Annotated in this window: 24 protein-coding genes; 19 read left to right on the plus strand and 5 right to left on the minus strand. The window is 62.9% G+C overall.

Annotation, left to right across the window (positions count from 1 at the left end):
• Window positions 1-2,484 carry an efflux RND transporter permease subunit gene (locus OKW30_RS25540; protein WP_429347945.1) on the plus strand — a complete coding sequence of 828 codons (2,484 nt, stop codon included), beginning with the start codon at window positions 1-3 and terminating at the stop codon, window positions 2,482-2,484.
• A 128-nt stretch (window positions 2,485-2,612) separates the two neighbouring features.
• On the opposite strand, the gene OKW30_RS25545 is transcribed toward OKW30_RS25540, so the two are convergent.
• Together OKW30_RS25545 and OKW30_RS25550 are read right to left on the minus strand one after the other, a co-directional pair.
• Complete coding sequence (locus OKW30_RS25545) at window positions 2,613-3,395, minus strand: SDR family oxidoreductase (RefSeq protein WP_429347946.1); 783 nt, start codon at window positions 3,393-3,395, stop codon at window positions 2,613-2,615.
• A gap of 31 nt (window positions 3,396-3,426) precedes the next feature.
• Window positions 3,427-4,437 carry a zinc-dependent alcohol dehydrogenase family protein gene (locus OKW30_RS25550; RefSeq protein WP_429347947.1) on the minus strand — a complete coding sequence of 337 codons (1,011 nt, stop codon included), beginning with the start codon at window positions 4,435-4,437 and terminating at the stop codon, window positions 3,427-3,429.
• Window positions 4,438-4,574: 137 nt separating this feature from the next.
• Here OKW30_RS25550 and OKW30_RS25555 point away from each other — a divergent pair, with 137 nt between their 5' ends.
• The 15 genes from OKW30_RS25555 (at window position 4,575) to OKW30_RS25625 (ending at window position 19,769) form a co-directional block, all read left to right on the plus strand.
• Window positions 4,575-5,324 (plus strand): electron transfer flavoprotein subunit beta/FixA family protein, encoded by a 750-nt coding sequence (locus OKW30_RS25555; protein ID WP_184050247.1) that lies wholly within the window; start codon window positions 4,575-4,577, stop codon window positions 5,322-5,324.
• 2 nt (window positions 5,325-5,326) lie between these two features.
• Window positions 5,327-6,259, plus strand: a complete 933-nt coding sequence (locus OKW30_RS25560; protein ID WP_187630176.1) for an electron transfer flavoprotein subunit alpha/FixB family protein — start codon at window positions 5,327-5,329, stop codon at window positions 6,257-6,259.
• A 140-nt stretch (window positions 6,260-6,399) separates the two neighbouring features.
• Window positions 6,400-7,758: an aromatic ring-hydroxylating oxygenase subunit alpha gene (locus OKW30_RS25565; RefSeq protein WP_429347948.1), complete on the plus strand. Its 1,359-nt coding sequence runs from the start codon at window positions 6,400-6,402 to the stop codon at window positions 7,756-7,758.
• Window positions 7,758-9,467 (plus strand): FAD-binding protein, encoded by a 1,710-nt coding sequence (locus tag OKW30_RS25570; RefSeq protein WP_429347949.1) that lies wholly within the window; start codon window positions 7,758-7,760, stop codon window positions 9,465-9,467. The genes OKW30_RS25565 and OKW30_RS25570 overlap by 1 nt, the downstream gene beginning before the upstream one ends.
• A gap of 16 nt (window positions 9,468-9,483) precedes the next feature.
• The gene (locus OKW30_RS25575) at window positions 9,484-10,470 is read left to right on the plus strand and encodes a thiamine pyrophosphate-dependent dehydrogenase E1 component subunit alpha (protein WP_090808816.1); all 987 of its coding nucleotides are present in this window, start codon (window positions 9,484-9,486) and stop codon (window positions 10,468-10,470) included.
• Entirely contained in the window at window positions 10,467-11,459 is a 993-nt protein-coding gene (locus OKW30_RS25580; protein WP_184064334.1) for an alpha-ketoacid dehydrogenase subunit beta, read from the plus strand. Before OKW30_RS25575 ends, OKW30_RS25580 begins: the two co-directional genes overlap by 4 nt.
• 43 nt (window positions 11,460-11,502) lie before the next feature.
• On the plus strand, window positions 11,503-11,733 hold the full coding sequence (locus OKW30_RS25585; protein ID WP_018425497.1) for a biotin/lipoyl-containing protein: 231 nt from the start codon (window positions 11,503-11,505) through the stop codon (window positions 11,731-11,733).
• A 51-nt stretch (window positions 11,734-11,784) separates the two neighbouring features.
• Window positions 11,785-12,600 carry a 2-oxo acid dehydrogenase subunit E2 gene (locus OKW30_RS25590; protein ID WP_429347950.1) on the plus strand — a complete coding sequence of 272 codons (816 nt, stop codon included), beginning with the start codon at window positions 11,785-11,787 and terminating at the stop codon, window positions 12,598-12,600.
• 33 nt (window positions 12,601-12,633) lie between these two features.
• Window positions 12,634-14,166 carry a class I adenylate-forming enzyme family protein gene (locus OKW30_RS25595; RefSeq protein WP_429347951.1) on the plus strand — a complete coding sequence of 511 codons (1,533 nt, stop codon included), beginning with the start codon at window positions 12,634-12,636 and terminating at the stop codon, window positions 14,164-14,166.
• Window positions 14,167-14,198: 32 nt separating this feature from the next.
• Window positions 14,199-15,092: a crotonase/enoyl-CoA hydratase family protein gene (locus OKW30_RS25600; RefSeq protein WP_429292148.1), complete on the plus strand. Its 894-nt coding sequence runs from the start codon at window positions 14,199-14,201 to the stop codon at window positions 15,090-15,092.
• 48 nt (window positions 15,093-15,140) lie between these two features.
• Window positions 15,141-15,920 (plus strand): enoyl-CoA hydratase/isomerase family protein, encoded by a 780-nt coding sequence (locus OKW30_RS25605; protein WP_429347952.1) that lies wholly within the window; start codon window positions 15,141-15,143, stop codon window positions 15,918-15,920.
• A 77-nt stretch (window positions 15,921-15,997) separates the two neighbouring features.
• A complete protein-coding gene (locus OKW30_RS25610) occupies window positions 15,998-17,200 on the plus strand; it encodes an acyl-CoA dehydrogenase family protein (RefSeq protein WP_187630168.1) in 1,203 nt (400 codons plus the stop codon).
• A 2-nt stretch (window positions 17,201-17,202) separates the two neighbouring features.
• On the plus strand, window positions 17,203-18,345 hold the full coding sequence (locus OKW30_RS25615; RefSeq protein ID WP_429347953.1) for an acyl-CoA dehydrogenase family protein: 1,143 nt from the start codon (window positions 17,203-17,205) through the stop codon (window positions 18,343-18,345).
• Window positions 18,346-18,360: 15 nt separating this feature from the next.
• Complete coding sequence (locus tag OKW30_RS25620) at window positions 18,361-19,194, plus strand: SDR family oxidoreductase (protein ID WP_429347954.1); 834 nt, start codon at window positions 18,361-18,363, stop codon at window positions 19,192-19,194.
• Window positions 19,191-19,769: a nuclear transport factor 2 family protein gene (locus tag OKW30_RS25625; protein WP_429347955.1), complete on the plus strand. Its 579-nt coding sequence runs from the start codon at window positions 19,191-19,193 to the stop codon at window positions 19,767-19,769. Before OKW30_RS25620 ends, OKW30_RS25625 begins: the two co-directional genes overlap by 4 nt.
• 222 nt (window positions 19,770-19,991) lie before the next feature.
• Here OKW30_RS25625 and OKW30_RS25630 read toward each other — a convergent pair whose 3' ends face one another.
• The 3 genes from OKW30_RS25630 to OKW30_RS25640 form a co-directional block, all read right to left on the minus strand.
• Window positions 19,992-20,312, minus strand: a complete 321-nt coding sequence (locus OKW30_RS25630; protein WP_184032234.1) for a 2Fe-2S iron-sulfur cluster-binding protein — start codon at window positions 20,310-20,312, stop codon at window positions 19,992-19,994.
• A 30-nt stretch (window positions 20,313-20,342) separates the two neighbouring features.
• Window positions 20,343-21,596: an NAD(P)/FAD-dependent oxidoreductase gene (locus tag OKW30_RS25635; RefSeq protein ID WP_184032235.1), complete on the minus strand. Its 1,254-nt coding sequence runs from the start codon at window positions 21,594-21,596 to the stop codon at window positions 20,343-20,345.
• A 100-nt stretch (window positions 21,597-21,696) separates the two neighbouring features.
• Window positions 21,697-22,305: a TetR/AcrR family transcriptional regulator gene (locus tag OKW30_RS25640; RefSeq protein WP_429347956.1), complete on the minus strand. Its 609-nt coding sequence runs from the start codon at window positions 22,303-22,305 to the stop codon at window positions 21,697-21,699.
• 287 nt (window positions 22,306-22,592) lie between these two features.
• On the opposite strand from OKW30_RS25640, the gene OKW30_RS25645 reads away from it, so the two are divergent.
• From OKW30_RS25645 to OKW30_RS25655, 3 genes are all read left to right on the plus strand, one after another.
• Window positions 22,593-23,837 (plus strand): cytochrome P450, encoded by a 1,245-nt coding sequence (locus OKW30_RS25645; protein ID WP_429347957.1) that lies wholly within the window; start codon window positions 22,593-22,595, stop codon window positions 23,835-23,837.
• Window positions 23,838-23,909: 72 nt separating this feature from the next.
• Window positions 23,910-25,511, plus strand: a complete 1,602-nt coding sequence (locus tag OKW30_RS25650) for a GMC family oxidoreductase (protein WP_429347958.1) — start codon at window positions 23,910-23,912, stop codon at window positions 25,509-25,511.
• Window positions 25,508-26,278, plus strand: coding sequence for an enoyl-CoA hydratase/isomerase family protein (locus tag OKW30_RS25655; RefSeq protein ID WP_429347959.1), 771 nt, complete (start codon window positions 25,508-25,510; stop codon window positions 26,276-26,278). The genes OKW30_RS25650 and OKW30_RS25655 overlap by 4 nt, the downstream gene beginning before the upstream one ends.
• Window positions 26,279-26,311: the final 33 nt, after the last annotated feature.

Raw genomic sequence — 26,311 nt, forward strand, 5'->3', positions numbered from 1 at the left:
ATGGCCGGCGGCAACAATGCCCAATTCGACAAGATGCCCGTGGTGGCGGATCTTGCCAGCTTCGATACGCGCTCGGGTAACGCGCTCGAGCGGTTGATCTTCAACCGGCGTCCGTGGCTCATCATCATCTGCGCGATCATCACGGCGGTGCTGGGATTTCAGGCGCTGCGGCTCGATGTGAATGCGAGCTTCGAGAAGATGATTCCGCTGTCGCATCCGTACATCAAAAACTACCTCGCCAACAAGGCGGATCTGAAAGGACTCGGCAATTCGCTGCGGATCGTCGTCGTGAATCCGTCGGGTGACATCTACGATCCGAAATATCTCGCGGCGCTGCGGCGTATCAACGACGCGTTGTTCCTGATTCCGGGCGTCGACCGGCCTGGCGTGAAGTCGCTCTGGATGCCGATCGTGCGCTGGAACGTGGTCACGGAGCGCGGCTTCGCAGGGGGACCGGTGATGCCGGACGGCTTCGACGCGTCCGCGCAGGCAGTCGAACAGCTGCGCACCAACGTTGCCCGCGCCAACATCGTGGGCAGCCTCGTGTCGAACGATCTGCATTCGAGCATGATCCAGCTGCCGCTGCTCGATCATTACGCCGATACCGGCAAGCCGCTCGACTACGCGAAGCTCTCGCACCGGATCGACGAGGTCATCAAAGCGGAGGGCCGCGGCGAGGTGCAGGTTCACGTGGTGGGCTTCGCGAAACTGATCGGCGACCTGATCGACGGACTCAAGCTGGTAGCGATGTACTTCGGCGTGGCCGCGGGGATCGCCCTCGTCGTGATCTTTCTCTATACGCGCTGCTATCGCAGCACGCTGCTGGTGGTGGGGTGTTCGCTGATTGCGGTGGTCTGGCAGCTCGGCATCATTCGCACGCTCGGCTATGTGCTAGACCCGTACTCGGTGCTCGTACCGTTTCTCGTTTTCGCGATCGGCGTTTCGCACGGCGCGCAGAAGATGAACGGGATCACGCAGGACATCGGGCGTGGCACGCATCGCTACGTGGCGGCGCGCTACACGTTCCGGCGGCTTTTCCTCGCCGGTCTCACGGCGTTGCTCGCGGACGTGGTTGGCTTTGCCGTGCTGATGGTGATCGACATTCCGGTAATCAAGGATCTGGCATTTACCGCGAGCGTTGGCGTCGGCGTGCTGGTCTTCACCAACCTGCTGCTGCTGCCGGTACTACTGTCATACATTGGTGTGAGTCCGTCGGCTGCACGACGCAGCGTGCGTGGCGAGCAGAACGACGCGCGCGGCACCTCGTCGGCGGGCGCGTTGTGGAATCTGCTTGATCGCTTCACCGAGCGCCGCTGGGCTGTCGGTGCGATCGTTTGTGCGGCGGCGCTCACGGTGTTCGGCTGGTCGATCAGTCAGCACCTGCAGATCGGCGACCTCGATTCGGGCGCGCCGGAACTCAGGCCGGAGTCGCGTTATAACCTCGACAACGCGTACACCAACGCGCACTACGGTCTGTCGAGCGACCTGTTCGTCGTGATCGGCAAGTCGTCGCACGGCACCTGCGACGCCAACAACTTCCCGCTGGTGCTCGAGGCGGACCGGCTCGAAACCGCACTGCGGGGCGTGCCGGGGGTGCAGACCACCACCTCGGTCGGCGGTCTCGCGCGCTGGGTGACGTCCGGGTTCTACGAGGGCTACCCGAAGTGGTACACGATCGACCGCGTGCCTTCGATCGTGAACAAGACGGTGTGGCAGATCCTGCTCGATCATCCTGATCTGCTGAGCCAGACCTGCGGCACCGCACCGGTCATCGCCTATCTGACCGATCACAAAGCGGCGACGCTGTCGCGCGTGATGGAGGCTGCAGAGGCATTCGCGAAAACCCATAGCGACGCCGATCATCAGTTCCTGATGGTCGCCGGGTCGGCGGGCATCGACGCGGTGACGAACGTCGTTGTTGCCAAGGCGAACCGCACGATGCTGTTGATGGTGTATGCAGCGGTGATCCTGCTGTGCTTCATCACGTTCCGCAGCTGGCGCGCGGTCGTGGTGGCGGTCGTGCCGCTGGGGATCACGTCGGTGCTGTGCGAGGCGCTGATGGTCAAGCTCGGCATCGGCGTGAAGGTGGCAACGCTGCCGGTGATCGCGCTGGGCGTGGGCATCGGCGTCGACTATGCGCTCTATCTGCTGAGTGTGCAGCTCGCGTATCAGCGCGCTGGGCAGCCGCTGCGTGTAGCCTATCGGCACGCGGTGCAGTTCACCGGGAAGGTCGTGGCGCTGGTCGGTGTGACGTTGGCTGCCGGCGTCATAACGTGGGCGTTCTCGCCGATCAAGTTCCAGGCCGATATGGGCATCCTGCTCACGTTCATGTTCCTGTGGAACATGATCGGCGCGCTGATCCTCATTCCGGCGCTGTCGCATTTCCTGCTGCAAGGCATTTCGCGTAAAGCAGTGGCGAAGGGCGGCGCCGCCGGTTCCACGAAGGTCGAGGCCTGTAGCGGTGAGGCAACGCTGCGGTCGTGACTGCGTAACGGGTGCCGCTCTTCGCGCGGCACCCTGGCAGGACAAAAGAATTGGCCCGCTATCTGTGGAGATAGCGGGCCGGTTTGCCTGCAGGTCACGCGGCGCGTTGGGGCGAGCCACTCGTTGCGCTACACCACGGACATCGAGAAGCTCAGGATCTCCGAGACCCCGCCGTCGACCATCAGCATTTGCCCATTCATGTAGGAGCTCGCTTCGGAGGCGAGAAAAACCGCGACGCCGCCGAGTTCCTCGGGGTTCCCCCAGCGTCCCACCGAGATATGCGAGCGCACGATTTCCTTCATCCGCGGGTTGGACGTGACGGGCTCGGCCATTTCGGTGAGGAAGTAGCCGGGGCAGATGCCGTTGCAACGAATGCCGTGTCGGCCCAGTTCCGCGCCGAGCGATTTCGTCAGTCCGGCAATCGCGTGCTTGCTGGCCACGTATGCCTGCAGCTTCTCGCGACCGAGCACCGACACATAAGACCCGACGTTGATGATGCGTCCGTGTCCGCGTTCGATCATCGGGCCCGCAACTTCCTGCGCGAGCACGTAGGCGGCCGTGACGTTGGTATCCATCGTTCTTTGCCACATGTCGAGGTTCGACTGCAGAAAATCACTCCACTCGCAAATGCCGGCATTGTTGAGCAGGACGTCGATGCGTCCGTGGCGTGCAAGGACGTTGCGAACGCCGTTTCTGATTGCGCCCTGATCGGTGAGGTCGAACGGTTCGATATCGACGTCGCCGCCCGCTTGACGAATCGATTCCGCAGCGGTTTCGAGGCTCGCGCGCGAACGCGCGCACAGTATCACCGTCGCACCCGCTGCCGCCAGCGCGTTAGCCATGGCGAAGCCGAGGCCGCGCGACGCGCCGGTGACGAGCGCAATCTGTCCTTCCAGCGAAAAGAGTTTCATAGTCTGACTCCGTGGATCATGCGAAGGCTGGTTACCGGTGGCGAATGACGATCTTGCCGAAATGCTGCTGGCTTTCGAGGTGCCGCAGCGCATCCGGTACGCGCGCAAAGTCATAAACCGAGTCGATGACGGGCTTGAGCTTGTGCAGTCCGATCGCGCGGTTCATCGCTTCGAAATCCTGACGGGAGCCGACGCGGATCGGCGCGATCGACAGTCCGCGCGTGAAGAATCCTTCGCCGGGAGAAGGGGCGCCGGTCAGCAGTCCGACCACGCTGATGCGCCCGCTGTCGCGAGTGGCGGCAATGGACTTGCCGAAGGTTTGGGCGCCGCCCACCTCGACGACCAGATCGACCCCAAAGCCATCGGTCAGGCGCAGCACGACGTCATCCCAATTCGGCGTGTTGCGGTAGTTGATCGTGGCGTCGGCGCCGAGTTCGGCAAGCCGTTTGAGCTTCGCTTCGCTCGACGAAGTCGCGATCACGCGCGCGCCGAACAGACGGGCGAGCTGCAGAGCGAACAGCGATACCCCGCCGGAGCCCTGTACGAGCACGGTTTGGCCCGGCAGCAGCGGCGCATGCTGGCACAGCGCGTTCCATGCGGTGAGCGCGGCGCAAGGCAGCGTTGCGGCCTCCTCGTCGGAAAGATGATCCGGAACGCTAACCAGCTCTTCCTCGCTCAGCACCGCCTTGTCGCGCAGCATGCCTTCGACGATAGCGCCGCGGCCCAGCGTATCCGCGTGTTGCGGGCGGGTGCCTCCGTGCCAGTTCTGCGCGAAATTGGCCATCACCCGGTCGCCGGGTCGGAAGCGCCGCACGCCTGGGCCGACGGCAAGCACGACGCCCGCGCCGTCCGAGGCCGGAATGAAGTTGGGCGCCATCCAGTCGCGATATGCACCGTTGACCAGCAGCAACTCGCGGAAATTCAACGAACTCGCATTGACCTGCACCAGTACCTGATGAGCGCCGGGCGGCGCCGGATCGGGTTCCTCGCGTAGTGCCAGACCCGCAATACCTTCAAACCGTTCACATCGATAGAGCTTCATTGGTCGTCTCCATGGTGTCGAACGAGGGCGTCGAATTGAGCGACAAGCGACGTTCTCCTCATTCTTCTCGTTGACAGCTACAAAAAGATGAGTTCAGAATATAGAACATTGTTCAACAAAGCGTTCGGAGCGTCAAATTGAAAATACTGGTCGCGGTGAAGCGCGTGATCGACTACAACGTGAAACCTCGGGTGAAGTCCGATGGTTCGGGCGTCGATCTGGCCAACGTGAAAATGGCCATGAACCCGTTCGATGAGATCGCGGTGGAGGAGGCGGTGCGCCTCAAGGAAGCGGGCGTGGCGAGTGAAGTCGTCGTGGTGTCGGCGGGAACCGCGCAATCGCAGGAGGTGCTGCGCACGGCGCTCGCGATGGGGGCTGATCGCGCGGTGCTGGTGGAAAGCGATGCGGATCTGCAACCGCTCGCGGTCGCCAAACTGCTGGCCGCCGTGGCCGCGCGGGAAACTCCGCAACTGGTGCTGCTCGGCAAGCAGGCCATCGACAACGACGCGGGACAAACCGGCCAGAAGCTCGCCGCGTTGCTCGGTTGGCCGCAAGCCACGTTCGCGTTCAAGACGGAAGTGGACGGTCAACAACTACTCGTCACGCGTGAGATCGATGGCGGACTCGAACGTGTCGCGCTCGATCTGCCGGCGGTGGTCACGACGGACTTGCGTCTGAATAGTCCGCGCTATGTGACGCTGCCCAACATCATGAAAGCGAAGAAGAAGCCGCTGGAGACGCTAAGCCCCGACGCGCTGGGGGTCGACGTTGCACCTCGTCTGAAGGTTCTCGAAGTGACCGAGCCGCCGGCGCGTAAGGGCGGCGTGATGGTTCCCGATGTTGCAGCGCTGATTGAAAAGCTTCGTAATGAAGCGAAGGTGATCTGATCATGACTATTCTCGTTATCGCCGAACACGACAACGCAAGCCTCAAGCGCGCCACGCTCAACGCCATCACGGCGGCGGGCGCTGCGGGCGGCGACATTCATGTACTGGTCGCAGGCCACGGCGCGTCGGCGGTGGTAGAGCAGGCCGCGAACGTTGCCGGCGTCGCCGAAGTGCTCGTCGCGGATGCACCCGAATACGCGCATGGGCTGCCGGAAAATCTGGCCGCACTCGTCGTTTCGCTGGCTAGCGGTTATACGCACGTGATCGCGGCCTCCACGGCCGTGGGCAAGAACTTCATGCCGCGGGTAGCCGCGCTGCTCGACAGCGCGCAGATTTCCGACGTGATCGCTTTCAAGGCCCCCGATGTGTTCGTGCGTCCGATCTACGCCGGCAATGCACTCGCCACGGTCCAATCGTCCGACGCAATCAAGGTCGTCACGATTCGTCCGACCGCCTTCGATGCGGCCGCTACCGGTTCGGCCGCCGCGCCGTCGCGCGCAGTCGCATCGGCAGCGGTTTTCGACGAGGTCCGTTTCGTCGGCCAGGAACTGACGAAATCGAGCCGGCCGGAGCTTGCGGCAGCCAACATCGTGGTGTCGGGCGGCCGAGGCATGCAGAACGGCGACAACTTCAAACTGCTCGACGCGCTTGCGGACAAGCTTGGCGCCGCGGTCGGCGCGTCGCGCGCCGCGGTCGACGCCGGCTTCGTGCCGAACGACTATCAGGTCGGCCAGACCGGCAAGATCGTCGCGCCTCAGTTGTATATCGCGGTGGGTATCTCGGGCGCGATTCAGCACCTCGCCGGTATGAAGGACTCGAAAGTCATCGTCGCGATCAACAAGGACAGCGAGGCGCCGATCTTTCAGGTGGCCGACTACGGTCTGAGCGCCGACCTTTTCGACGCTGTCCCGGCACTGACCGCGGCGCTCGATTGACGTTCGCCCGGATTGACACTGGCCCGAACGCTGTTCAAGATAATTGAACTGAGAGTTGCAATAGGACCGTCGAGCGCGCGGCCGCTACATAAAAAGCCGGGACCGGCGCCTACGCCGGCCATATGACGAAGGAGATAACAATGGGTAACACCAGTCCCGATTCGGGTGAGCACACTGTCCGCCTCGATTTTGTCCCGAAGGACAGTTACCTGTCGAAGCAGTTTCTCGAGCGCGAGCACGAGCGCCTCTGGCCGCGAGCCTGGCAGGTCGCCTGCCGCCTCGAAGAGATTCCCAACGTGGGCGACTTCGTGACCTTCGACGTGGCCGGCGAATCGATCGTCGTGGTGCGAACCGCGGGAGATCAGATCAAGGCCTTCTTCAACGTCTGCCAGCACCGTGGCCGGCGCCTGACTAACGGCTGTGGCAAGGCCGCGAAATTTCACTGCGCCTATCACGGCTGGCAGTGGAATCTGGATGGCAGTCTTGGGCGTGTGCTCGACAGGCAAGATTGGCAAGGTTGCCCGGACATGGCTGACGGGGACCTTCGTCTCACGGACGTGCTGGTCGATACGTGGGGCGGGTTCGTGTTCATCAATATGGATCCGGATGCAGAGCCGCTCGCGAAATTTCTCGACCCGGTGCCGGAGATCACGAACTGCTTCGAGTTCGAAAAGATGCGCTATCGCTGGTACAAGTCGATTCGTCTGCCGTGCAACTGGAAGGTTGCACTCGAAGCGTTCAACGAGGGTTATCACGTAGCGGCAACGCATCCGCAACTGCTCGACGTCGCCGGCGATGACGTGACGCGCAGTTTCTCCTATGGCCGCCATGGGATGTTTGGTTATTCGACGGCGACGCGGATGATCGGCGCGCCCTCGCCGCGAACCGGCAAGCCGATGCCGGAAGACGTACGCCAGGGGCTCGTGAACTTTTTCCGGGTAATGGAAGAGACTCTGAAGGCGATCAATACCGCGCGCGATTACGAAGCCGCGAAGCGCCTGATGACCGAAATGTCGCCGTCGGGTAACCAGTTCGAAGTCCTTGGGAAGGCGATGGAATTTCAACGCGAGGCGGCCATCGCCGAGGGTGCGGGCTGGCCCGAGATCTCTTTCGAGCAACTGGGTCGCGCGGGAGCGGACTGGCACGTCTTTCCGAATCTGGTGTTCCTGCCGTACCCCGACGGCGCGTTGTTCTATCGCGCGCGGCCGGACGGCGACAACCCGGATTCGTGCATCTACGACATCTGGTCGCTGCAGCGCTTCGCGCCTGGGGCGGAGCCGCCGTTGAAGCGCGAGTTCTATTACGGCGTGGACGACTGGAAGGAGAACGCGCAGGAGAACTTCGGCCTGATCCTGTGGCAAGACTTTCAGAACATGACCAACGTTCAGCAGGGCATGAAGTCGCGCGGCTTCAAGGGTTTGCGCACCAATCCGCTGCAGGAATCGTCGGTTTCGAACTTCCATCGCGCGCTGCGCGAATTCATCGCGCGGGATGAGTGATGCCGACAAACTGGGACGCAACCTACGACTTCGTGGTGGTCGGCAGCGGCGGGGGTTCGATGTGTGCGGCGCTTGCCTGCAAGTCGGTGGGCAAAGAAGCACTGATCATCGAGAAGCAGGCGAAGGTCGGCGGCTCGACCGGATATTCGGGCGGGGTCTGGTGGCTTCCGAACAATCATGTGATGAAGCGTCACGGCGTCAGCGATTCCTATGAACGCGCGCGCCAGTACTTCGATGCGGCGGTTACTTATCAAGGCCCGGGCACTTCTGACGCGCGACGCGAGGCTTACTTGCGCACCGGCCCGAAGATGGCCGAGTTTCTCGAGCAGCAGGGGATGCAGTTCGTGTACGCGGACGGCTGGTCCGATTACTACGACACGCTGCCCGGCGGCGAGCCGCGTGGCCGGTCGCTGCTCGCCAGGTTGTTCGACGTGAAGGAACTGGGCGAATGGGCGCCGCGTCTGTCGCGCTACAAGGGGCCGTCGATGCCGGCCAACTCGGACGAGTATCCGCAACTGTTTCTGATGAAGCGGACGTGGGGCGGCAAGCGCAAGGCGATGCAACTGGGTGGCCGGATGCTCTATCAGAAGATCACCGGCAAGGAGCTCGTGGCCAACGGCGCGGCGATTCAAGGGCGCATGCTGCAGATGGCGCTGCGCGCGAACGTGCCGATCTGGACGGACACGCCGGTGCGCGAGTTCATCGTCGAGGACGGACGCGTGACCGGCATCGTCGCGGTACGCAGCGGCCGCGAGTTGCGCGTGCGCGCTCGCGAAGGCGTCCTGCTGAATACCGGCGGCTTTTCACACAACGCAGAAATGCGCCGCAGGTACCAGCCGCAGCCGTCGTCCGCGGACTGGACCAATGCGAATCCGGGCGATACCGGTGAAATCCTGCAAGCCGCGATTGCGCTCGGCGGCGCAGTGGACTGCATGGAGGAAGCGTGGTGGGTCGTGACGTCGCTCGGTCCCAACGAGGAATTGCCCGAAGGTGCACGCGCGCCGGATGGTTCGCCGCTGCCGTTCATGCATCACCTCGACCTGTCGCTGCCGTTTTCGATCATGGTCGACCAGGACGGCGAGCGCTTTTGCGACGAAGCCGGAGCGTACATGGAAATCGGTCAACGCATGTACCAGCGCCACAAGCAGACGGGTAAGGCCGTTCCCGCATGGGTCGTCATGGACAGCCGGCAGCGTAAGTACTACCCGTGGGGCACGGCGATGCCGGGCCAGATTCCGCAGAAGTGGCTCGACAGTGGATACATGATCAAGGCAGACACGCTCGAAGAACTGGCCGCGAAATGCAGCATCGACCGTGCTGGGCTGCTCGAGACCGTCAAGCGCTTCAACGGCTTCTGCGAAACGGGCGTCGACGAAGATTACGGTCGCGGCTCGCGCGCATTCGATCGCTGTCATGGAGACCCGACCATCAAACCGAACCCCAATCTCGGGCCGATCGAGGAGGGGCCGTTCTACGCCGTGCGCATGTATCCAGGGGATGTGGGCACGGCAGGCGGTCTCGTGACCGACGAGTTCGGACGCGTGCTGAAGGACGACGGCTCGCAAATCCCTGGACTGTACGCCACCGGCAACTGCACGGCATCCGTGGTTGGCCGGTGTTATCCGGGCGCCGGCAGCAGCATTGGCGCATCGTTCGTGTTCGGTTACATCGCGGCGCTGCATGCGAGCGGCGCGCAAAAGATCTGGTGACACAGGAGAGTGACGAATGAATGCCTATCAGCCGCCCAGCAGCGAAGTCCTGGTCGACATCTACAGGCGCATGGCTCTCATCAAGCAGAACGATGAGCGCTTTCGTGCCGTTATCAAGGCCGGCAAGCTGGTGATGCCGTACTACTCGCCGCGCGGCCAGGAAGTGATTCCGTCGGCGATGTCGGTGTGTCTCACCGACGACGACTACATCTGCACGATCTACCGCGGCGTCCACGACATGATCGCCAAAGGTGTGCCGCTCAAGGAACTCTGGGCCGAGCTCGGAGGGCGAGTGACGGGGACGTGCAAAGGCAAGGGCGGCCCGATGCACGTCACGCATCCCGCGTCGGGCGTCATGGTGACGACCGGCATTGTCGGCAGTTCGATGCCGATCGCAAATGGGCTTGCGCTCGCGGCGCAGATTCGCGGCGAATCACGCGTGGCCGTGGCCTACTTCGGTGACGGCGCATCAAACATTGGCGCCTTCCACGAGTCGCTGAACATGGCGTCGGTGTGGAAGTTGCCGGTGATTTTCGTCTGCCAGAACAACGGCTATGCCGAGCACACCAAATACGCGTATGGCACGTCCGTGCCGAACATCGCCCAGCGCGCCGTCGCGTACCAGATGCCGGGCATCACGGTGAACGGCAACGATCCGATTCAGATGCACAAGGCGGCGCACGAAGCGGTCGAACGCGCGCGCAACGGCGGCGGCCCGACGCTGATCGAAGCGAACACGTTCCGCTTTCAGGGGCACGTGTTCGGCGACCCGGACGCCTATATGGACAAGCACGAAAAGGCCGCCTGGCTCGCGAAGGATCCGGTGCCGCTGTTCCGTCAGTGGCTCATCGATGCGAAGCATGCGACCGAGGAGCAACTGGTTGCGATGGAAGCCGACCACGAGGCGCAGATCGACGCTGCGGTCGAATTCACGCTGTCGAGCGAATATCCCGATGTCGCGGAGCTTCGGCGCGACATCTTCAAGGACGAGGTGCTTGCATGAGCCAGCAGCCAACCAACATCAACACCATCCAGGCGGTCAACTTCGCGCTCGACGACGCGATGGCCGCCGACGCCAACGTAATCGTGCTGGGTGAAGACGTTGCCGACGGCCAGGAGGGCGGCATTGTCGGCGTAACGAAGGGACTGTCGTCGAAATACGGCACGTCGCGGGTGCGTTCGACGCCGATTTCGGAGCAGGCCATCATCGGTGCGGCAATCGGCGCTTCGATGGTCGGGATGCGTCCTGTGGCGGAAATCATGCTGATGAACTTCACGACCGTCGCGATGGACATGATCGTGAATCACGCCGCGAAGCTGCGGTTCATGTCGGGCGGACAGACCCATGTGCCGATCGTCATCCGCACCATGACGGGCGCGGGCTTCGGCACGGGTGGCCAGCATGCCGACTACCTCGAGGCCTGGTTTGCGCACGTTGCCGGCATCAAGGTCGTCACACCGTCGAATCCTGCCGATGCGTATGGCCTGATGCTGTCCTGCATCCGTGATGACGACCCTTGCCTTTTCATCGAGAACATGCCGACCTACTGGAATCCGGGCAGTGCGCCGGAGCGCGGCGTGGCGATTCCGCTTGGCAAAGCCAACGTGATTCGCGCGGGTACCGACGTGACGGTGATCAGCTACAGCCGCCGCGTGCAGGAAGCCATGGCTGCTGCCGAAGTGCTGGCGAAAGATGGTGTCGCCTGCGAAGTGATCGATTTGCGCACTGTCTCTCCGTTGGATACCGAAACTATCCTGACTTCGGTTGCAAAAACCGGGCGCGCCGTTGTCGTGCACGAAGCCGTCAAACCGTTCGGCGTGGGTGCGGAAATCGCATCCCGTATCTACGAAGCCCTCTTTCGCGAGCTCAAGGCGCCCGTGCAGCGCGTAGGCGCGCAATTCTGCCCCGTGCCGTTCTCCAAGCCGCTCGAAGACGCGTTCGTACCGGGCGTGGCCGAAATCGAATCGGCGGTTCGCGCGACGCTGAAATGACCAGCACGAACACCCGGAATTCCATCATCAATAGAGCAAGGTCATGACCACACAAGTTCTGCTTCCCAAACTGGGCTTTTCCATGAACGAAGGCACGCTTGCCGAATGGCTGGCGGACGACGGCGCAACCGTGAGCGAAGGGCAGATTCTCTACGCGCTCGAGAGCGACAAATCGATTCAGGAAGTCGAGTCGCCCGCGTCGGGCACGCTGCGCATCGTTGCCCAGGTTGGCGAAGTGTATCCCGTCGGCACGGTGCTGGCGGAAATCGTCTGATTGGCCGCAGGCCGTCACGCTGTCCAACAGTCGTTCGAAGAGGCATCCGCGATGAGTGTCGAATCCGTTGCTACGCGACCGCAGTCCGATGTGAATACCGGCCCCGGCGAGGCTGCGGTCCCCGCTTTCGGCGCAAATCTGCCGCCTTGGCCGCAGGTCGATTTCGCCGAATTCGGCGAGGTGGAAGTCAAGCCGGTGTCGCGCATCCAGAAGCTCACAGGAGCCATCCTGTCGCGCAACTGGCTGACGATCCCACATGTGACCCACCACGACGACGCTGATATTACGTCGCTCGAAAGTTATCGCAAGGCCCGTAACGAGGCGGGCACGGCGGTTAAGCTGACGCCGCTCGTCTTCCTTATCAAAGCCGTGGTGCGGGCTTTGCAGGAGTTCCCGCAATTCAACGCGTCGCTCGACGGTGACGGCAAAAACATCGTTCTGAAGAAGTACTTCCACATCGGGGTCGCCGTGGACACGCGCTTCGGATTGCTCGTGCCGGTGCTGCGCGATTGCGACCGGAAGAGTGTCGAAGAACTCTCGGTGGAACTTGCAGCAATTTCGCAGAAGGCGCGCGAAAAGGGTTTATCGATGGCAGAGATGTCGGGCGGTTGCTTTTCGATCAGTTCGCTCGGCGGCTTTGGCGGTACTGGTTTTACGCCTATCGTCAATGCGCCGGAGGTGGCGATTCTCGGCGTGACTAAAACCCGGCTGGTAGCCGCGCCGGCGGACGACGGCGGCGTCAGCTGGCGCAAGATGCTGCCCCTGTCGCTCAGCTACGACCATCGAGTGATCAACGGAGCCGACGCGGCGCGGTTCGCCGCATTCATTGGAATCGTGTTGGCCGATCCGCAGACGCTCGCTGGCTAACAGTCGATCTGACAAAACAACGACAGGATTGAGATGAGAACCCTTGGCGAGATGATCGAGCGAAACGCGCGCTTGCATGCCGACCACACGGCGCTCGTGTACGCCGACCGGCGTCTGACGCACAGTCAGTTGGCGGAGTGTGCACGCCGCTTTTCGGGAGCGCTATATGAGCGCGGCCTGCGGCGTCAGGACCGGGTTGCGATCCTCGCGATGAATTGCGCGGAGTACTACGAGAGCTACCGTGCATGCGAATGGGCCGGCTTCATTCTGGCAACCGTCAATTTCAGGCTGGCCCCCGCGGAGATTCTTTATATTCTTAAGGACGCGGCCCCCAAGGCGCTCGTATTCGAGGCTCAGTATGCCGATGTCGTGAACGGACTGCGTTCGCAACTGCCCGAAATCGAGCAGTACATCTGCATTGGCGACGCACCGGATTGGGCCGTTTCGTTCGAGGCGGTGATGGAAGCCGGCCCAGTGGAAGGGCCGCCGATCCGTTCGAAACCGGAAGACTACGCGTACCTGATGTACACGAGCGGCACCACGGGGCGTCCCAAGGGCGTCGTGCGCACGCACCATGCCATGTGCGTCACCGCGGAAAGCTGCGCGCTGGTGACGGAGTTTTCGGGCAATACCCGCGTGCTACAGACGACGCCGGCGTTCCACGTCGGCGGGATTGGCTTCGTTAATTCGGTGGCCTGGATGGGCGGCACGACGGTCGTGCACCGCGCCTTCGAGCCGAAGCAAATGCTCGAGACGATCGCTGAAGAACGGATCACCTTCACGTTCATGGTTGCCGCGATGCTTCAGGCGGTCCTCGATGTGCCCGAACTGTCGAGCTATGACGTGTCCAGCATCGAAAACATCGTCACGGCGGCAGCCCCGGTGCCTGCACCGCTGCTGTCGCGCGGCATTCAGGTGCTCGGCCCGGTGTTTTCGGTCCAGTACGGGATGACCGAGAGCAACGCCTGCTGGTTGCCTGCGCACGAGGTCAAGCCCAAAGGGTCTCCGGAACAGGTACGGCGTCTCGCATCGGTGGGGCGCCCGTGCCCCGGCATCGACCTGCGCATCGTCGACGATCAAGGCAACGATCTGCCGCAAGGCCAGACCGGCGAGGTCTGGCTGCGCTCGCAGACGCAGTTGAGTGGCTACTGGAACAACAGCGTGGCGACGGTGGAAGCACTGCGCGATGGCTGGTATCGCTCGGGCGACATGGGCTACCAGGACGAGGACGGCTACATTTTCCTCGTCGACCGCAAGAAGGACATGATCATTTCCGGCGGCGAGAACATCTACAGCCGTGAAGTCGAAGATTCGCTGCTCCAGCATCCGGCAGTCATCGACGTGGCGGTGATCGGCGTGCCGCACGAGAAGTGGGGAGAGTGCGTCAAGGCGATCGTCGTGTTGCGCCGTGGCGAGCAAGCGGGCGAAGCCGAATTGATCGAGTTCTGTCGCGGCTTGATCGCGAGCTACAAATGTCCGAAAGCCATTGCATTCGTCGACGAATTGCCGAGGCTGCCGACGGGCAAGATCAGCAAGGTAAGTCTGCGCGCGCAGTTTGCCCGGTGAACGGTAATCGCCTCAATTGGAGGGAATCGACCATGGCCAAATGGCTGAAAACATCGGAGTGCGTGAAGTTTGAAGTGGCGCAACGCGTTGCGCGCATCACGCTGAGTCGTCCGGACAAGCGCAACGCCATCAACAATCCGCTTCTGCAGGAACTCAAGGCGGCGTTGCTCGAAGCCGACGACCTCAAATCGGTGAACGTGATCGTACTGTCGGGAGCTGGCCGCGACTTCTGCGCAGGCTACGATCTGGTGACGACGTATTCGGATCGGGCCGCGGACGCCGCTGATCCGGGGGACTATCGTGGAACGATTCGCAGCTTCGACGACGACTGCTGGTCGATGGAGCGGCAGTCGGAGACGGTCAATCTGATGGCCGATATCCACAAGCCGATCATCGCGCAGGTGCATGGCAACTGTCTTGCGGGCGGCACGGATCTCGCGCTGGCGTGCGACATGGTGATCGCCGCCGACAACGCAAGGATCGGCTTTCCCGCCACGCGCGCGAACGGCTCGCCGCCTGCGCACATGTGGTTCTATCACGTCGGCCCGCAGTGGGCGAAGCGCCTGCTGCTGTCTGGCGACTCGCTGACGGGCCGCGACGCCGCGAAGATCGGGCTCGTCATGGATGCGGTGCCGGCAGAGCAGCTCGAAGCGGAGGTGGGCGAGTTGGCACGCCGTCTGTCGTTTGTCGATGCCGATCTGCTTGCGGCCAACAAGCGCATTGTCAACATCGGGCTGGAGCTGGCCGGTTCGCGCACGCTTCAGCGGCTCGCGGTGGAAAACGACTCACGGGCTCACCAGAGCCAGGGGCCGCGCCGCGCGCAGTTCAAGGCGGACATGGAAGCGGTTGGCCTGAAGGAAGCGCTCAAGCGCCGCGACGAGCCGTTCGGCGACGGGATGATCCGCCTGCATGCTCGCGGCAGTTGACCAGACCGTCGAACGGACGAACCAAACTCAGACGAAGATCCGAACATCATGGATGTTGAACTCACTTTGAACGGCGCGGTTGCGACGCTGTGTCTGAACCGCCCCGAGAAGCTCAACGCGCTGACGCCGGAAATGCTTGAACTGATTCTCGGCCACCTCGATCGCATCGAAAAGGATCCGGAGATTCGCGCGGTGATTCTCACTGGCGCAGGCCGCGCATTTTGCGCCGGTGCCGACATCAAGGGCAGCGGCGCCGCGCCACCGCAGATGAGCGTGGCGCACGCGCGCGCATCGATGGCGGTGTATCAGAAGATCGCGCTTCGGTTGTACAACCTGAACAAGCCAGTGGTCGCGGCGGTACGCGGGGTTGCCGTGGGAATTGCGTGGAGCTTTGCGCTGTGCGCGGACCAGCTGATCGTTTCCGATACGGCGCAGTTCATTCCCGCCTTCCTGATGCGCGCCACCTTACCCGAAGGCGGCATGGTGTATCTGCTTGCGCGTCATTGCGGCGAGTTTCGCGCCAAGGAAATCATGTATCTGAATCGCCGGCTGAGCGGCAAGGAAGCACTCGATATGGGTCTTGCCAGTCATCTCGTCGAGGACGGCGAGCTTGACGCGGCCGCCGAAAAGCTGGCTGGCGAGCTGGCGGCTGGCCCGACTTTCTCGCTCGGGCTGACCAAGCAGTTGTTCAGAATGAACGCCGGTGGCATGGAAGAGTTTCTTGCGCAGGAACTGAACGCGGTGGCGCTCGCGGTGAACTCCGAGGACGCCGCGGAGGGCCGGCTCGCCGCGAGAGAAAAACGCGCCCCGGCTTTCAGAGGCCGCTAGGCGGAGCACCCGCACAAGCGCGGCGCAGTGGCGCGACAGAGCAGACAACGAGGGCGCAAGAGATTCAGGAGTCAGGCATGCATCTGGGCTATAGCGAGGAAGACGAATCATTTCGTCGGGAAGTCAGAATGTTTTTCAGTGAGCATGCGCCGGCCGACATTTCACGCCGCTGGCGTGTCGGCGTGCATCCGCCTGCGCGCGATGACATCCGCAGATGGCAGCGCATTCTGTACGAGCGCGGCTGGGGTGCGCCCCATTGGCCCGTCGAACATGGCGGCACCGGCTGGAGCGCGCTTCGCAAGCATATCTTCATGGAAGAGCTGTACAACGCCGATGCCATGGACTACGGGTGGCAGTCGACGCAGATGGTGGCGCCCGTCATCATCGCGTTCGGTTCGGACTGGCAGAGGGAGCGTTTTCTCGGGCCTATTCTGCGCGGCGACGAGTTCTGGTGCCAGGGCTTTTCAGAGCCGAACGCGGGCTCGGATCTGGCTGGACTGAAGACCACGGCCGTGCTCGACGGTGACGAGTACGTGATCAACGGCCAGAAGATCTGGACCAGCGACGCAACGATTGCCGATTGGGGCTTCTTCCTCGTCAAGACCGATACGAGCGTCAAGCCGCAACGAGGCATTTCCTTCCTGCTGGTCAAAATGGACACACCGGGCATCACGGTGCGTCCGATCGTTTCGATCGAGGGCGGCAAGGGCCTGAATGAAGTGTTCCTCGAAAACGTGCGTGTGCCGAAGTCGCATCTCGTGGGCGAGGCCGGCATGGGATGGACCTATGCGAAGTACCTCCTCGAGAAGGAGCGCACGGCGAGCGCGTTCCTGTACTTCAACAAACGCGAGCTGCAACGCGCGAAAGACATCGCGGGGCAGGAGCGGGAGGACGGCGTGCGGCTCATCGATACACCCGGGTTCGCGCGCAAGGTCGCCCAGGTCGAAGCGGACCTGATGGCGCTCGAATGGTCGGTGCTCCGCATCCTTGCCGAAGAGAAGAGCGAGCGCAATCTCGATGCGGTCGTCTCTGCGCTGAAGATCAGCGGGTCGGAGATGCAACAGCGCGTGACGCAGCTGCAAATGGACGCACTCGGTCCCCGCGCGATGCGTTTCGACGATCACGGCGAGCCGCAGGGTGATCTGGCGGTCGACGAAAACTGGCCGGATTACATGGGCGGCCGCACGTCGGGCTATCTGATCGCGCGCGCCTCCACGATCTATGGCGGCGCGCGCGAAGTGCAGAAGAACATCATTGCCAAGCTGGCCTTTGGACTGTAGCCATGGACTTCAACTTCTCCGAAGAACAATTGATGCTGAAGGACGGCGCAGAGCGCTACGTTCAGCAGGAGTATGGATTCGAGGCGCGCACGCGCATCGCATCGGAGCAAGAGGGCTTCAGCCGCGAACATTGGCGCGCCTATGCCGAACTTGGCTGGCTCGGGCTGACGATGCCGGAAGACGTCGGCGGTCTCGGGTGCTCGTTCGTTGAAACGGCGATCGTGATGGAGGCGCTCGGTCGCGGTATGGCGCTCGAGCCGGTCGTGCAGACGGCGCTGCTTTGCGCCACGATCATCGAACGAGGCGATGCGCGGCGCCGGCGTGAGTCGCTGCTGCCCGCCGTCATCGACGGCACGCTGCTGCTGTCGCTCGCGGACAGCGAAGCGGGCAGCCGGTACAAGCTGGGATGCCACGCGCAAACGCACGCGCTCAAGAGCGCCTCGGGTTACCTGATCAGCGGCGCCAAGACGCTTGTGATCGCCGGCGCGTCGGCGGACCAGCTGCTCGTGACCGCGCGAGTCGAAGGCGCATCGCGAGGCGTGGGCGTTTTTCTTGTCGATCGCCGGGCCGCGGGCGTGACGTGCCGGTCGTACCGCTTGCTCGATGGATCGCGTGCCGCGGATATCGACCTGCATAACGTCGAGCTCAGTGAAGATGCATTGATCGTCGGACCTGAACGCTCGCTGCAGGTGCTCACGCAGGCAGCGGAGCTCGCCAGTCTCGCGAGCGTGGCCGAGAGCCTTGGCATGATGGAAGCCGTGATGGCGATCACCTCGGAGTACATCAAGGGACGCTCGCAGTTCGGCCAGCCGATCGGCAAGTTCCAGGCGTTGCAGCATCGCATGGCTGAGATGTTCGTCGCCACGCAGGAGGCGCGCTCGATGCTGTACTGCGGGATCGCGCACCTGAACGGCCCGGCGGCCGAACGCAGCCGCGTCATCTCGGCGGCCAAAGCCGTTGCCGCGCGCGCCAATCGCTTCGTTTGCGCGCAGGGCATCCAGTTGCACGGTGGCATGGGGCTCACCGAGGAATATCCGGTAGGGCACTACTTCCGCAAGATGACGATGATGGAGAAGATGTTCGGCGATATCGACTTTCATCTCGACCGCGTTGCAGCAGGCGGCCGGACACCGATAACGGCCTGAGACAGGGAGCAGATCATGCAACGCGTGAAGCAAAAGATTGCCATCGTGACCGGGGCCGCATCCGGTATCGGCGCTGCCTGTGCCGCCAGGCTCGCGCAGGAGGGCGCCTTGATCGTCGTGGCGGACCTGAATCTCGAAGGCGCGCAGGAACAGGTTCGTCGTATCAACGAAGCGGGGGGGCACGCGGTCCCGGCGCAGGTCGATATCGGCGACGAAAGTTCGATCGATGCATTGTTCGAACTGACGCTCAAGACTTGGGGCGGGCTCGATATCCTGCATAACAATGCCGCGGCCACATCGCTTTCCAGTACTGCCGATGCGGCAGTCGAGGCACTCGACGTCGGGGTCTGGGACGACACGATGCGCATCAATCTTCGCGGCACCATGCTGGCCTCGCGGTGCGCGCTGCCGCTGATGCGCGCACGAGGCGGCGGTTCGATTATCAATACCTCTTCCGGTGCCGCTCAGGCGGGCGCGCTGGGGTACAGCGCGTACGGTGTCTGCAAGGCCGGTATCGAGGCGCTGACGCGCTACGTCGCCGCGCAGCACGGCAAGGAGGGGATACGCTGCAACGCGATCGCTCCCGGCCTGATCGTCACGCCGGTGACCCAGGCGTACTACGCGGGGGGGACCGGAGAGATGATGCTGAGCCACCATCTCACGCCTCGCCTCGGGCAGCCCGAAGACATTGCACACGCGGTGGTGTATCTCGCTTCGGATGAGGCGGCGTTCGTCACGGGCCAGGTGTTCAACGTCGATGGCGGACTTCTTTCACACCAGCCTTACTATGCGGACGAAATCCGCGCGCGCCCGGCCGCGATGGCCAACGCTACGAAGGGGAAGGCATGACGACGGAATCAGCGCTGCTCGCGCGTATCGAGCGCATTGAGGCGCAGCTCGCCATCCAACAATTGCCCGTCCGATACGCGCTCGCGGTCGATTCGCGCGATCTGGACAGCCTGGTGCAACTGTTTGCCGAAGACGTCGATTGCGGCCGATGGGGCGTAGGGCGCGCGGCATTGAAGACGTTCTACGGGTCCGAGCATATTCTGCGCGGCTTTTATCGCAGCATTCACCAGATCTGCGGCCACGTCGTCGATTTCGTCGATGCCGACCATGCGACGGGAAGCGTCTATTGTCGCGCGGAGCACGAGGACAACGGAGCGTGGGTGGTGATGGCGATCTGCTACTTCGATCACTATGTGCGGCGCGACGGGCAGTGGTGCTTCGAGCGTCGCGACGAACAGCATTGGTATTCGACGGACTGGCTCGCTCGCCCCGGTGCGCCGCGCTTGCAGAACTGGCCCGGCAAGTATGAAGGCGATCGGTATGAGCCGCGTCTTCCGCAAGGATTTCCGACGTGGGCGGCGTTCTGGAGCAACAGCGAACAGCACGCGATCGACGCGTTGACGAAAGCGCCGTAAGCGAGGTCTCGTCTTCGGCCCCTGGCCCGCCACGTAGCCATTCGTGGGACTGGCGAGGAATGCAAGGAGTGAGGTCCGCGCAAACTTCCGCATCGTGGAGATCGACGCCGATCACCCGTTCGCCGAGCGTCGTCGGATGCCGGGTCAGCGCCGCGCCGATGCCTGAGGCAGCGCCTTCGCCGGTGATCAGCGTCGTGCGGGAGGCCTCTGTGCCCATTGCGCTTACGCCGTCAGATCGGGCAGACGCACCACCAGCCCGTCCAGTTCCGGCGTCATGAAGATCTGGCATGTCAGACGGCTGTTTTCGCGCACGTCCATCGCGCAGGTGAGCATGTCGACTTCATAGGATTGCGCCGCTGGCATGTGGCTGCTCCAGGTGTCGTCGACATACGCGTGACAGGTTGCGCAGCTGCAGCTGCCGCCGCAATCGCCGAGAATGCCTGGGATCTGATTGTTCACCGCTGTTTGCATGACTGAATCGCCAACGTTGGCGCTTACGGCGGCCTCGCTACCGTCCGGCTGGATGAATCGAATGAGCGGCATGGCTTCTGAACCTCTGAAAAATGAATTGGACTAGGGAAGCAGACTTTTCAACGGGATCGATTCGTTGGCGAGATCGGCGGCGCGGACCGGAATTTTCTCGGCAACGAAACGCTTGGCCAGCACGAATTCGGGTACACGGCTGACCGTATCGGCTGCGAGCATGACGCCGTCCTTGAGATAAAACGCCGAGAAAGAGCGGGCTTTGGGATCGCCGCGCAGGACGAACTCGTCGTAGCCGAGGGACAAGCCGACCATCTTGAGCTTCAGATCGTATTGGTCGGACCAGAACCACGGCACGCTGTTGTAGACACGCTCCTTGCCGCACAACGACGCAGCGGCGGTGCGGGCCTGCTCCAGCGCGTTAGGGACCGATTCGAGACGCAGGCGGCGTCCAAGGGAAGGGTTGGGGTGGTTGGTGCAATCCCCGACCGCAAAAATGTCCGGGTCGGACGTGCGCGTGTGTTCGTCGACCATGATGCCGTTGTCGACAGCAAGGCCGGCCGCTTGCGCGAGTTCGGTGGCGGGCTCCAGTCCCACGCCGACGATGACGAGATCCGCGGCGACGCGCGTGCCGTCCGCGCAGCACACGGCGGCAACGGCGTCGCCGGATGCGTCGAGTTCGAACCCACTCACGATCGCGTTGGTACGGATGTCGACTCCGGCTTCGCGGTGAACTTCCTCGTAGAACCTGGAAAGCTCGGGAGCCGTGACGCGCGCGAGGACGCGCGGCAACGCCTCGAGCACGGTGACGCGCAAGCCGCGCTTCACGGCTACCGCAGCCACTTCCAGCCCGATATATCCACCGCCGATGATCACGAGGCGCGAGCCGGCATGAAACTGGTTTCGAATGCGCGCGACGTGATCGAGCGTGCGAAGGTAGTGAAAATTCTGCAGCTTCTCGGTCGCTTCGATACCCGGCAACGCGAGGCGCCGCGCGCGGCCGCCGGTGGCCAGAACCAGTTTCGTATAGCTGATTTCGCTGCCGTTGGACAGCGTGACCCGTTTCGCGTCACGGTCGATGCGCTGCGCGCGCGTGTTCGGGATGAACTCGACACGCGCTTTGTCGTACGTCGACAGCGGTTTCAGGTACAGCTGCTCGGCGGTCGATTCGCCCGACAGGAATGCCTTGGAGAGCGGCGGCCGTTGGTAGGGCAAATGCGGTTCTTCTCCCACCATCACGATGCGTCCCGTCCATCCCTGTTCGCGGATCGCGGTCGCGCATTCTCCTGCTGCGTGACCCGCCCCGACGATCAGCGCGATGTTCTCTGCGTCTTCAGCTGTCATGAGGCTAACTCCATCTCGCACGGCCGCAGGCTCGCCGCGGCCACAGTAAGTCTGAATAATGTTCTAAATTGTGAACGACGGTCGCTGCGACTGTCAATGCTCATGAACCCCGTTGGGCCGAGGCGGAGCTGACCATCGCCTCGATGCCGCCAACCGCGAAACGAATCAGATAGGTGCGCATGCGCTCGATATGTGCTGTCGCGAGTGCCTTGGCTCCGGAGCGCGCTTCCTGCGCGTAAAGCTCGTTGAGCACGAGATGAAACACGGACTCGACAAAATGCTGCACCAGTTCGACGGTCTCCCGCGTGACGCGCGGAAGTGCCTTGGCGAAGGCGTCACGGTAGCGCGCGGCCGCAGGCGCGTATTGATCATAAAACGGCGCCGTGAGATCGGGGCGCTCCAGAAGACAGCCAATCTGGGTTAGCAGGCGCAAGTAATTTCGCCACCCCGGATCGCCGCTCTTCAGATGCGCGAAGGCCGGTGCGGAAAGTGCGGTCACGATTGCTTCCACGTCGGGGCGCTTGCCTTGCAGGGGTGCCAGTTCGGCCTCGAGCGATTCGATGACCTGCCGGCTGATCACCGCGGCGCGGCGGCCGATCGCCTGCTGAAACAGCGCGTCTTTGCTGCCGAAGTGGTACCGCGCGAGGCTCAGCTCCATGCCACAGCTCTGCATGATGTCGCGAATCGACGTGCCGAAGTAGCCGTGCATCGCGAACAGCCGCTCGGCCGTATCGAGAATGCGCTCTGGCGTCGTGCTGCGCGCCGCGGCACGCGGCTCATTGATGGCAGTCGCCCGTCTGCTGGCGGCGTGCGTGGTGCTGGACGGCATGGTTTCCCTTTGATGGCGGGGCGCGAGCCAGAAAGCGCGCAACATCCCCTTCCGCGAATGATAAATCGATCTTGCACACTTGTGCAAAATAGAACATAGTTCAACTATTGGTACCTCGCGCAAAAGCAGAGGTGCCTGCAAACAAACGATTAATGGAGACGGGAACCATGGCCGGCGCGCTGCGACTCGAGGACTTCGACGATCCTAAGTTCAACCCCTTTTTCGAGGATTCACTCGCTTACGGTGCCGATGCGGACCCTTATCCACGCATTGCGGAACTGCGGGAAAAGGCCGTGGTTCAGGAAGGCGACTACCGTGTGCTGATGGGCGGCGCGGCGGACCTGACCATGTCCGATGTCGCGCACTATTCCGTATTCGGATACGACGAAGTCTCGAAGGTGCTTGGCGACCCGGCAACGTTTTCAAACAAGTCTTACGAGCGCAATCTCGGCATCAGCTTCGGGCGCAGTATCTCGACGATGGATGCGCCCGAGCACCCGCGCTACCGCCGCATCTTCCAGAAGGCCTTTTTGCCGCACACCGTCGCGGCATGGGGCGATACGCTGGTCGACCCAGTGGTGAGCGAGCTGATGTCGAAGTTCATGGATCGCGGACATGCGGATCTCGTCAACGAGTTCACGCTTCACTACCCGTTCAACATCATCTATCGGCAACTGGCATTGCCGCCGGAAGACGTAAAGATCTTTCACAAGCTCGCCATCGCACAGACGCTGGTTTCGATCGATGTCGAGCATGGCGTGGAGGCATCGACGAAGCTGGGCACCTATTTCGCGCGGCTCGTCGACGAGCGCCGCAGTCATCCCGGCGACGATCTGGTGAGCTCGCTGGCCACCGCGGAGGTGGACGGTGAGCGGCTACCGGACGAGGTCGTCATTTCGTTTCTTCGCCAGCTGGTGAATGCGGGCGGCGACACGACCTATCGCGCGACCAGCGTACTGTTGCTTGCGTTGCTGCGCGATCCGGTACAGCTCGAAGCGGTGCGCCAGGATCGCACGCTGGTCGCGGCGGCGATCGAAGAGGCTCTGCGCTGGGACGGCCCCGTGCTGATGCAGTCGCGTATGGCGACGCGTGATGTCACGCTCGGCGGTGTCGAGATTCCTGCCGGCGCATTTCTCGACGTGGTGGCGGGCAGCGCCAATCGCGACCCCAGCCGTTTCGCCGATCCGGACAGGTTCGACATCTATCGCAAGGCTGGTCACCGGCACTTTGCATTCGCCTATGGCCCGCACGTGTGCATCGGCCAGCACCTGGCGCGCGTGGAAATGACGCGCGCGCTCAACGCGATTCTCGATCGCCTGCCCAATCTTCGGCTCGATCCGGCCGCGCCAGCTCCACCGATCAACGGGATCATGATGCGCGTTCCGCATTCGATTCCCGTCATCTTCGGCTAACAGGAACAACGCCGGCCTCGCGTGCTGTGGACGGGGCTGGCCGACAAGGCACGGACGGTGGAGAACGCATAGATGACCGAGTTTGACTTTATCGTGATTGGCGCGGGTGCGGCGGGTTGCGTGCTAGCCAATCGTCTTTCGGAGAGCGGGCACCATACCGTGCTACTCATCGAGGCAGGTCCGGAAGATCGCAATCCGTTGATCCGGATGCCAAAAGGCTTTGGCAAGCTGCTGGGCGATCCTGCTCATGCCTGGTTCATTCCGGTGCAGCCCGATCATGGGAACGGGCATCGCAACGAAATCTGGCTTCGCGGCAAGATGCTCGGCGGTTCCAGCAGCATCAACGGCATGGTGTATATGCGAGGTCATCCCGAGGACTACGACGGATGGGCCGAACTGGGTGTCGAGGGCTGGAGCTGGCAGAACCTGGCGCCTTGCTTCCGGCGCATCGAAGATCACGCGCTCGGCGCCGATGAGCTGCGTGGAGAGGGCGGCCCGCTGAAAGTGTCACCGTACGCGCAGCGCAATCGAATTGGCGAGGCCGTACTCGAAGCGTGCCGGTCGCTCGGCGTGCGGCGCTTGGAAGATATCAACAGGCTCGATCATGAGGGCGTGGCCTATCTGATCTATACGATACGCAACGGTCGTCGGCAAAGCTCGGCCGAAGCCTTTCTGAAGCCTGCGAGGGCGCGCAAGAACCTCACAGTCGCTACCGGCACGCAAGCCGCGCGAATCGTGTTTGACGGCACGCGCGCCGTCGGCGTGCAGTGCAAAAGCGCGGGGCAGCAGATCGCTTACCGTGCGCGTCGCGAGGTCGTGCTCTCGGCGGGCGCGATCGAGTCGCCGCGGCTCTTGCAGTTGTCGGGCGTTGGCGATCCCGGCCATCTGCGGTCGCTTGGCATTCCCGTCGTGGCGGCTAGTCCGGGGGTCGGACGGAACCTGCGCGAGCACTATCTATATATGCTGCAGGCCCGCCTGCGGCACTGGCGCGATTCGCAGAACCGGCAGTTCAGCGGCATGCGCTTATGGCGCAACGCGATGCAGTATCTGCTGTTCCGCCGTGGCGTGATGTCGCTCGGCTCGTACCAGGTGGGCGGCTTCGTCAAGACCGCGGCGGATGCGATGCGTCCCGATGTTCAACTGATGATGGCGCCGTACTCGATGGATTTCGGCGCGGCCGGTTACGCGTTCGAGTCGTTCCCAGGCATGCAGCTCTTCAGCTACCCCCTGCGCCCGCGCAGCGAAGGGCACGTCAGGATCCAGTCTGCGGACCCCCGCGTGCCGCCCGAAGTCGTCGCGAACTACCTTGCCGATCCGTACGACCGGCAGATGGCTGTCAACGCATTCCGGTTCATGCGCAGCGTGCTGGCCGCCGAGCCGCTTGCCAGCCTGCTGGCAGGGGAGACACGCCCAGGCCCCGCCGTCCGGACCGATGACGAGATTCTCGACCTCTACCGGCGTGAAGGCCAATCCGGCTATCACGCTTGCGGTACCTGCAAGATGGGATCGGACACGCTTGCCGTGCTCGATTCGCGGCTGCGCGTGCGCGGTGTCGAACGCCTGCGCGTGATGGATCTCTCCGTAACACCCACGATGATCTCCGGCAACACGAATGGCCCCATGATGGCGATGGCATGGCGCGCCGCCGGCCTGATCCTGGAGGACGCGCGATGAGCCGCCTTGAAGACTACAGCGGGCGCTTTACGAACATCGACCTCGAGCGACGCGACGGTATTTTGCAAGTGCGCCTGCATACCGATGGCGGCCCGCTCAAGTGGGGCGCGCTCGATCGCAGCATTCACAGCCAGCTAGGGGAGGCGTTCTACCAGATCGCACGCGACCTCGATAATCGCGTAGTCATCCTGACCGGCACCGGCGATTCGTTCTGCGACGCGATGAATGACGCCGAGTTGCCGGCGGAGCCGCTTGTGCAAGTCTGGCCGCGCCTGCAGCGCGAGGGGCAGGACCTGCTGATGCAACTGCTGGACATTCCGGTTCCGGTTATCGGCGCGATCAACGGGCCGGCACTCATTCATGCCGAGTTGCTCGTGCTGTCGGATATCGTGCTGGCCTCCAGTCGCGCCGAAATCTCGGACCAGGCGCACTTCGTTCACGGCGTCGTGCCGGCGGACGGCGTGCAGATCGTCTGGCCGATGCTGATTGGCCACAACCGCGCCCGCTACTTTCTTCTCAGCGGCGAGCGCATCACGGCGCAGCGCGCGTGGGAGCTTGGCGTCGTCGGCGAAGTCGTCGCGCACGACACCTTGCTCGAACGTGCGTGGCAAATGGCGCAGGAACTCGCGGCGAAGCCGATCGAAACGCTGCGATACACGCGCGCGGTCTTCACGCAGCCGTTCAAGCGCCGCATGGTCGACGAACTGGGCTACGGGCTCGCGCTCGAAGGACTGGCCGGCATTACTGCGCAGTCCGGCAAGACGTAGTCCGTCAACGCGAATGTTCACGAATGGGAGACA

The organism is Paraburkholderia sp. Clong3 (assembly GCF_050436485.1).
Taxonomy (GTDB): Bacteria; Pseudomonadota; Gammaproteobacteria; order Burkholderiales; family Burkholderiaceae; genus Paraburkholderia; species Paraburkholderia tuberum.

Bases quoted from the DNA above. Each gene is read 5' to 3' on its own strand.
- OKW30_RS25540 (WP_429347945.1), top strand. From the start codon at position 1: ATGGCCGGCGGCAACAATGCCCAATTCGACAAGATGCCCGTGGTGGCG.
- OKW30_RS25545 (WP_429347946.1), bottom strand. From the start codon at position 3,395: ATGAAACTCTTTTCGCTGGAAGGACAGATTGCGCTCGTCACCGGCGCG.
- OKW30_RS25550 (WP_429347947.1), bottom strand. From the start codon at position 4,437: ATGAAGCTCTATCGATGTGAACGGTTTGAAGGTATTGCGGGTCTGGCA.
- OKW30_RS25560 (WP_187630176.1), top strand. From the start codon at position 5,327: ATGACTATTCTCGTTATCGCCGAACACGACAACGCAAGCCTCAAGCGC.
- OKW30_RS25565 (WP_429347948.1), top strand. From the start codon at position 6,400: ATGGGTAACACCAGTCCCGATTCGGGTGAGCACACTGTCCGCCTCGAT.
- OKW30_RS25570 (WP_429347949.1), top strand. From the start codon at position 7,758: ATGCCGACAAACTGGGACGCAACCTACGACTTCGTGGTGGTCGGCAGC.
- OKW30_RS25575 (WP_090808816.1), top strand. From the start codon at position 9,484: ATGAATGCCTATCAGCCGCCCAGCAGCGAAGTCCTGGTCGACATCTAC.
- OKW30_RS25580 (WP_184064334.1), top strand. From the start codon at position 10,467: ATGAGCCAGCAGCCAACCAACATCAACACCATCCAGGCGGTCAACTTC.
- OKW30_RS25585 (WP_018425497.1), top strand. From the start codon at position 11,503: ATGACCACACAAGTTCTGCTTCCCAAACTGGGCTTTTCCATGAACGAA.
- OKW30_RS25590 (WP_429347950.1), top strand. From the start codon at position 11,785: ATGAGTGTCGAATCCGTTGCTACGCGACCGCAGTCCGATGTGAATACC.
- OKW30_RS25595 (WP_429347951.1), top strand. From the start codon at position 12,634: ATGAGAACCCTTGGCGAGATGATCGAGCGAAACGCGCGCTTGCATGCC.
- OKW30_RS25600 (WP_429292148.1), top strand. From the start codon at position 14,199: ATGGCCAAATGGCTGAAAACATCGGAGTGCGTGAAGTTTGAAGTGGCG.
- OKW30_RS25605 (WP_429347952.1), top strand. From the start codon at position 15,141: ATGGATGTTGAACTCACTTTGAACGGCGCGGTTGCGACGCTGTGTCTG.
- OKW30_RS25610 (WP_187630168.1), top strand. From the start codon at position 15,998: ATGCATCTGGGCTATAGCGAGGAAGACGAATCATTTCGTCGGGAAGTC.
- OKW30_RS25615 (WP_429347953.1), top strand. From the start codon at position 17,203: ATGGACTTCAACTTCTCCGAAGAACAATTGATGCTGAAGGACGGCGCA.
- OKW30_RS25620 (WP_429347954.1), top strand. From the start codon at position 18,361: ATGCAACGCGTGAAGCAAAAGATTGCCATCGTGACCGGGGCCGCATCC.
- OKW30_RS25625 (WP_429347955.1), top strand. From the start codon at position 19,191: ATGACGACGGAATCAGCGCTGCTCGCGCGTATCGAGCGCATTGAGGCG.
- OKW30_RS25630 (WP_184032234.1), bottom strand. From the start codon at position 20,312: ATGCCGCTCATTCGATTCATCCAGCCGGACGGTAGCGAGGCCGCCGTA.
- OKW30_RS25635 (WP_184032235.1), bottom strand. From the start codon at position 21,596: ATGACAGCTGAAGACGCAGAGAACATCGCGCTGATCGTCGGGGCGGGT.
- OKW30_RS25640 (WP_429347956.1), bottom strand. From the start codon at position 22,305: ATGCACGGCTACTTCGGCACGTCGATTCGCGACATCATGCAGAGCTGT.
- OKW30_RS25645 (WP_429347957.1), top strand. From the start codon at position 22,593: ATGGCCGGCGCGCTGCGACTCGAGGACTTCGACGATCCTAAGTTCAAC.
- OKW30_RS25650 (WP_429347958.1), top strand. From the start codon at position 23,910: ATGACCGAGTTTGACTTTATCGTGATTGGCGCGGGTGCGGCGGGTTGC.
- OKW30_RS25655 (WP_429347959.1), top strand. From the start codon at position 25,508: ATGAGCCGCCTTGAAGACTACAGCGGGCGCTTTACGAACATCGACCTC.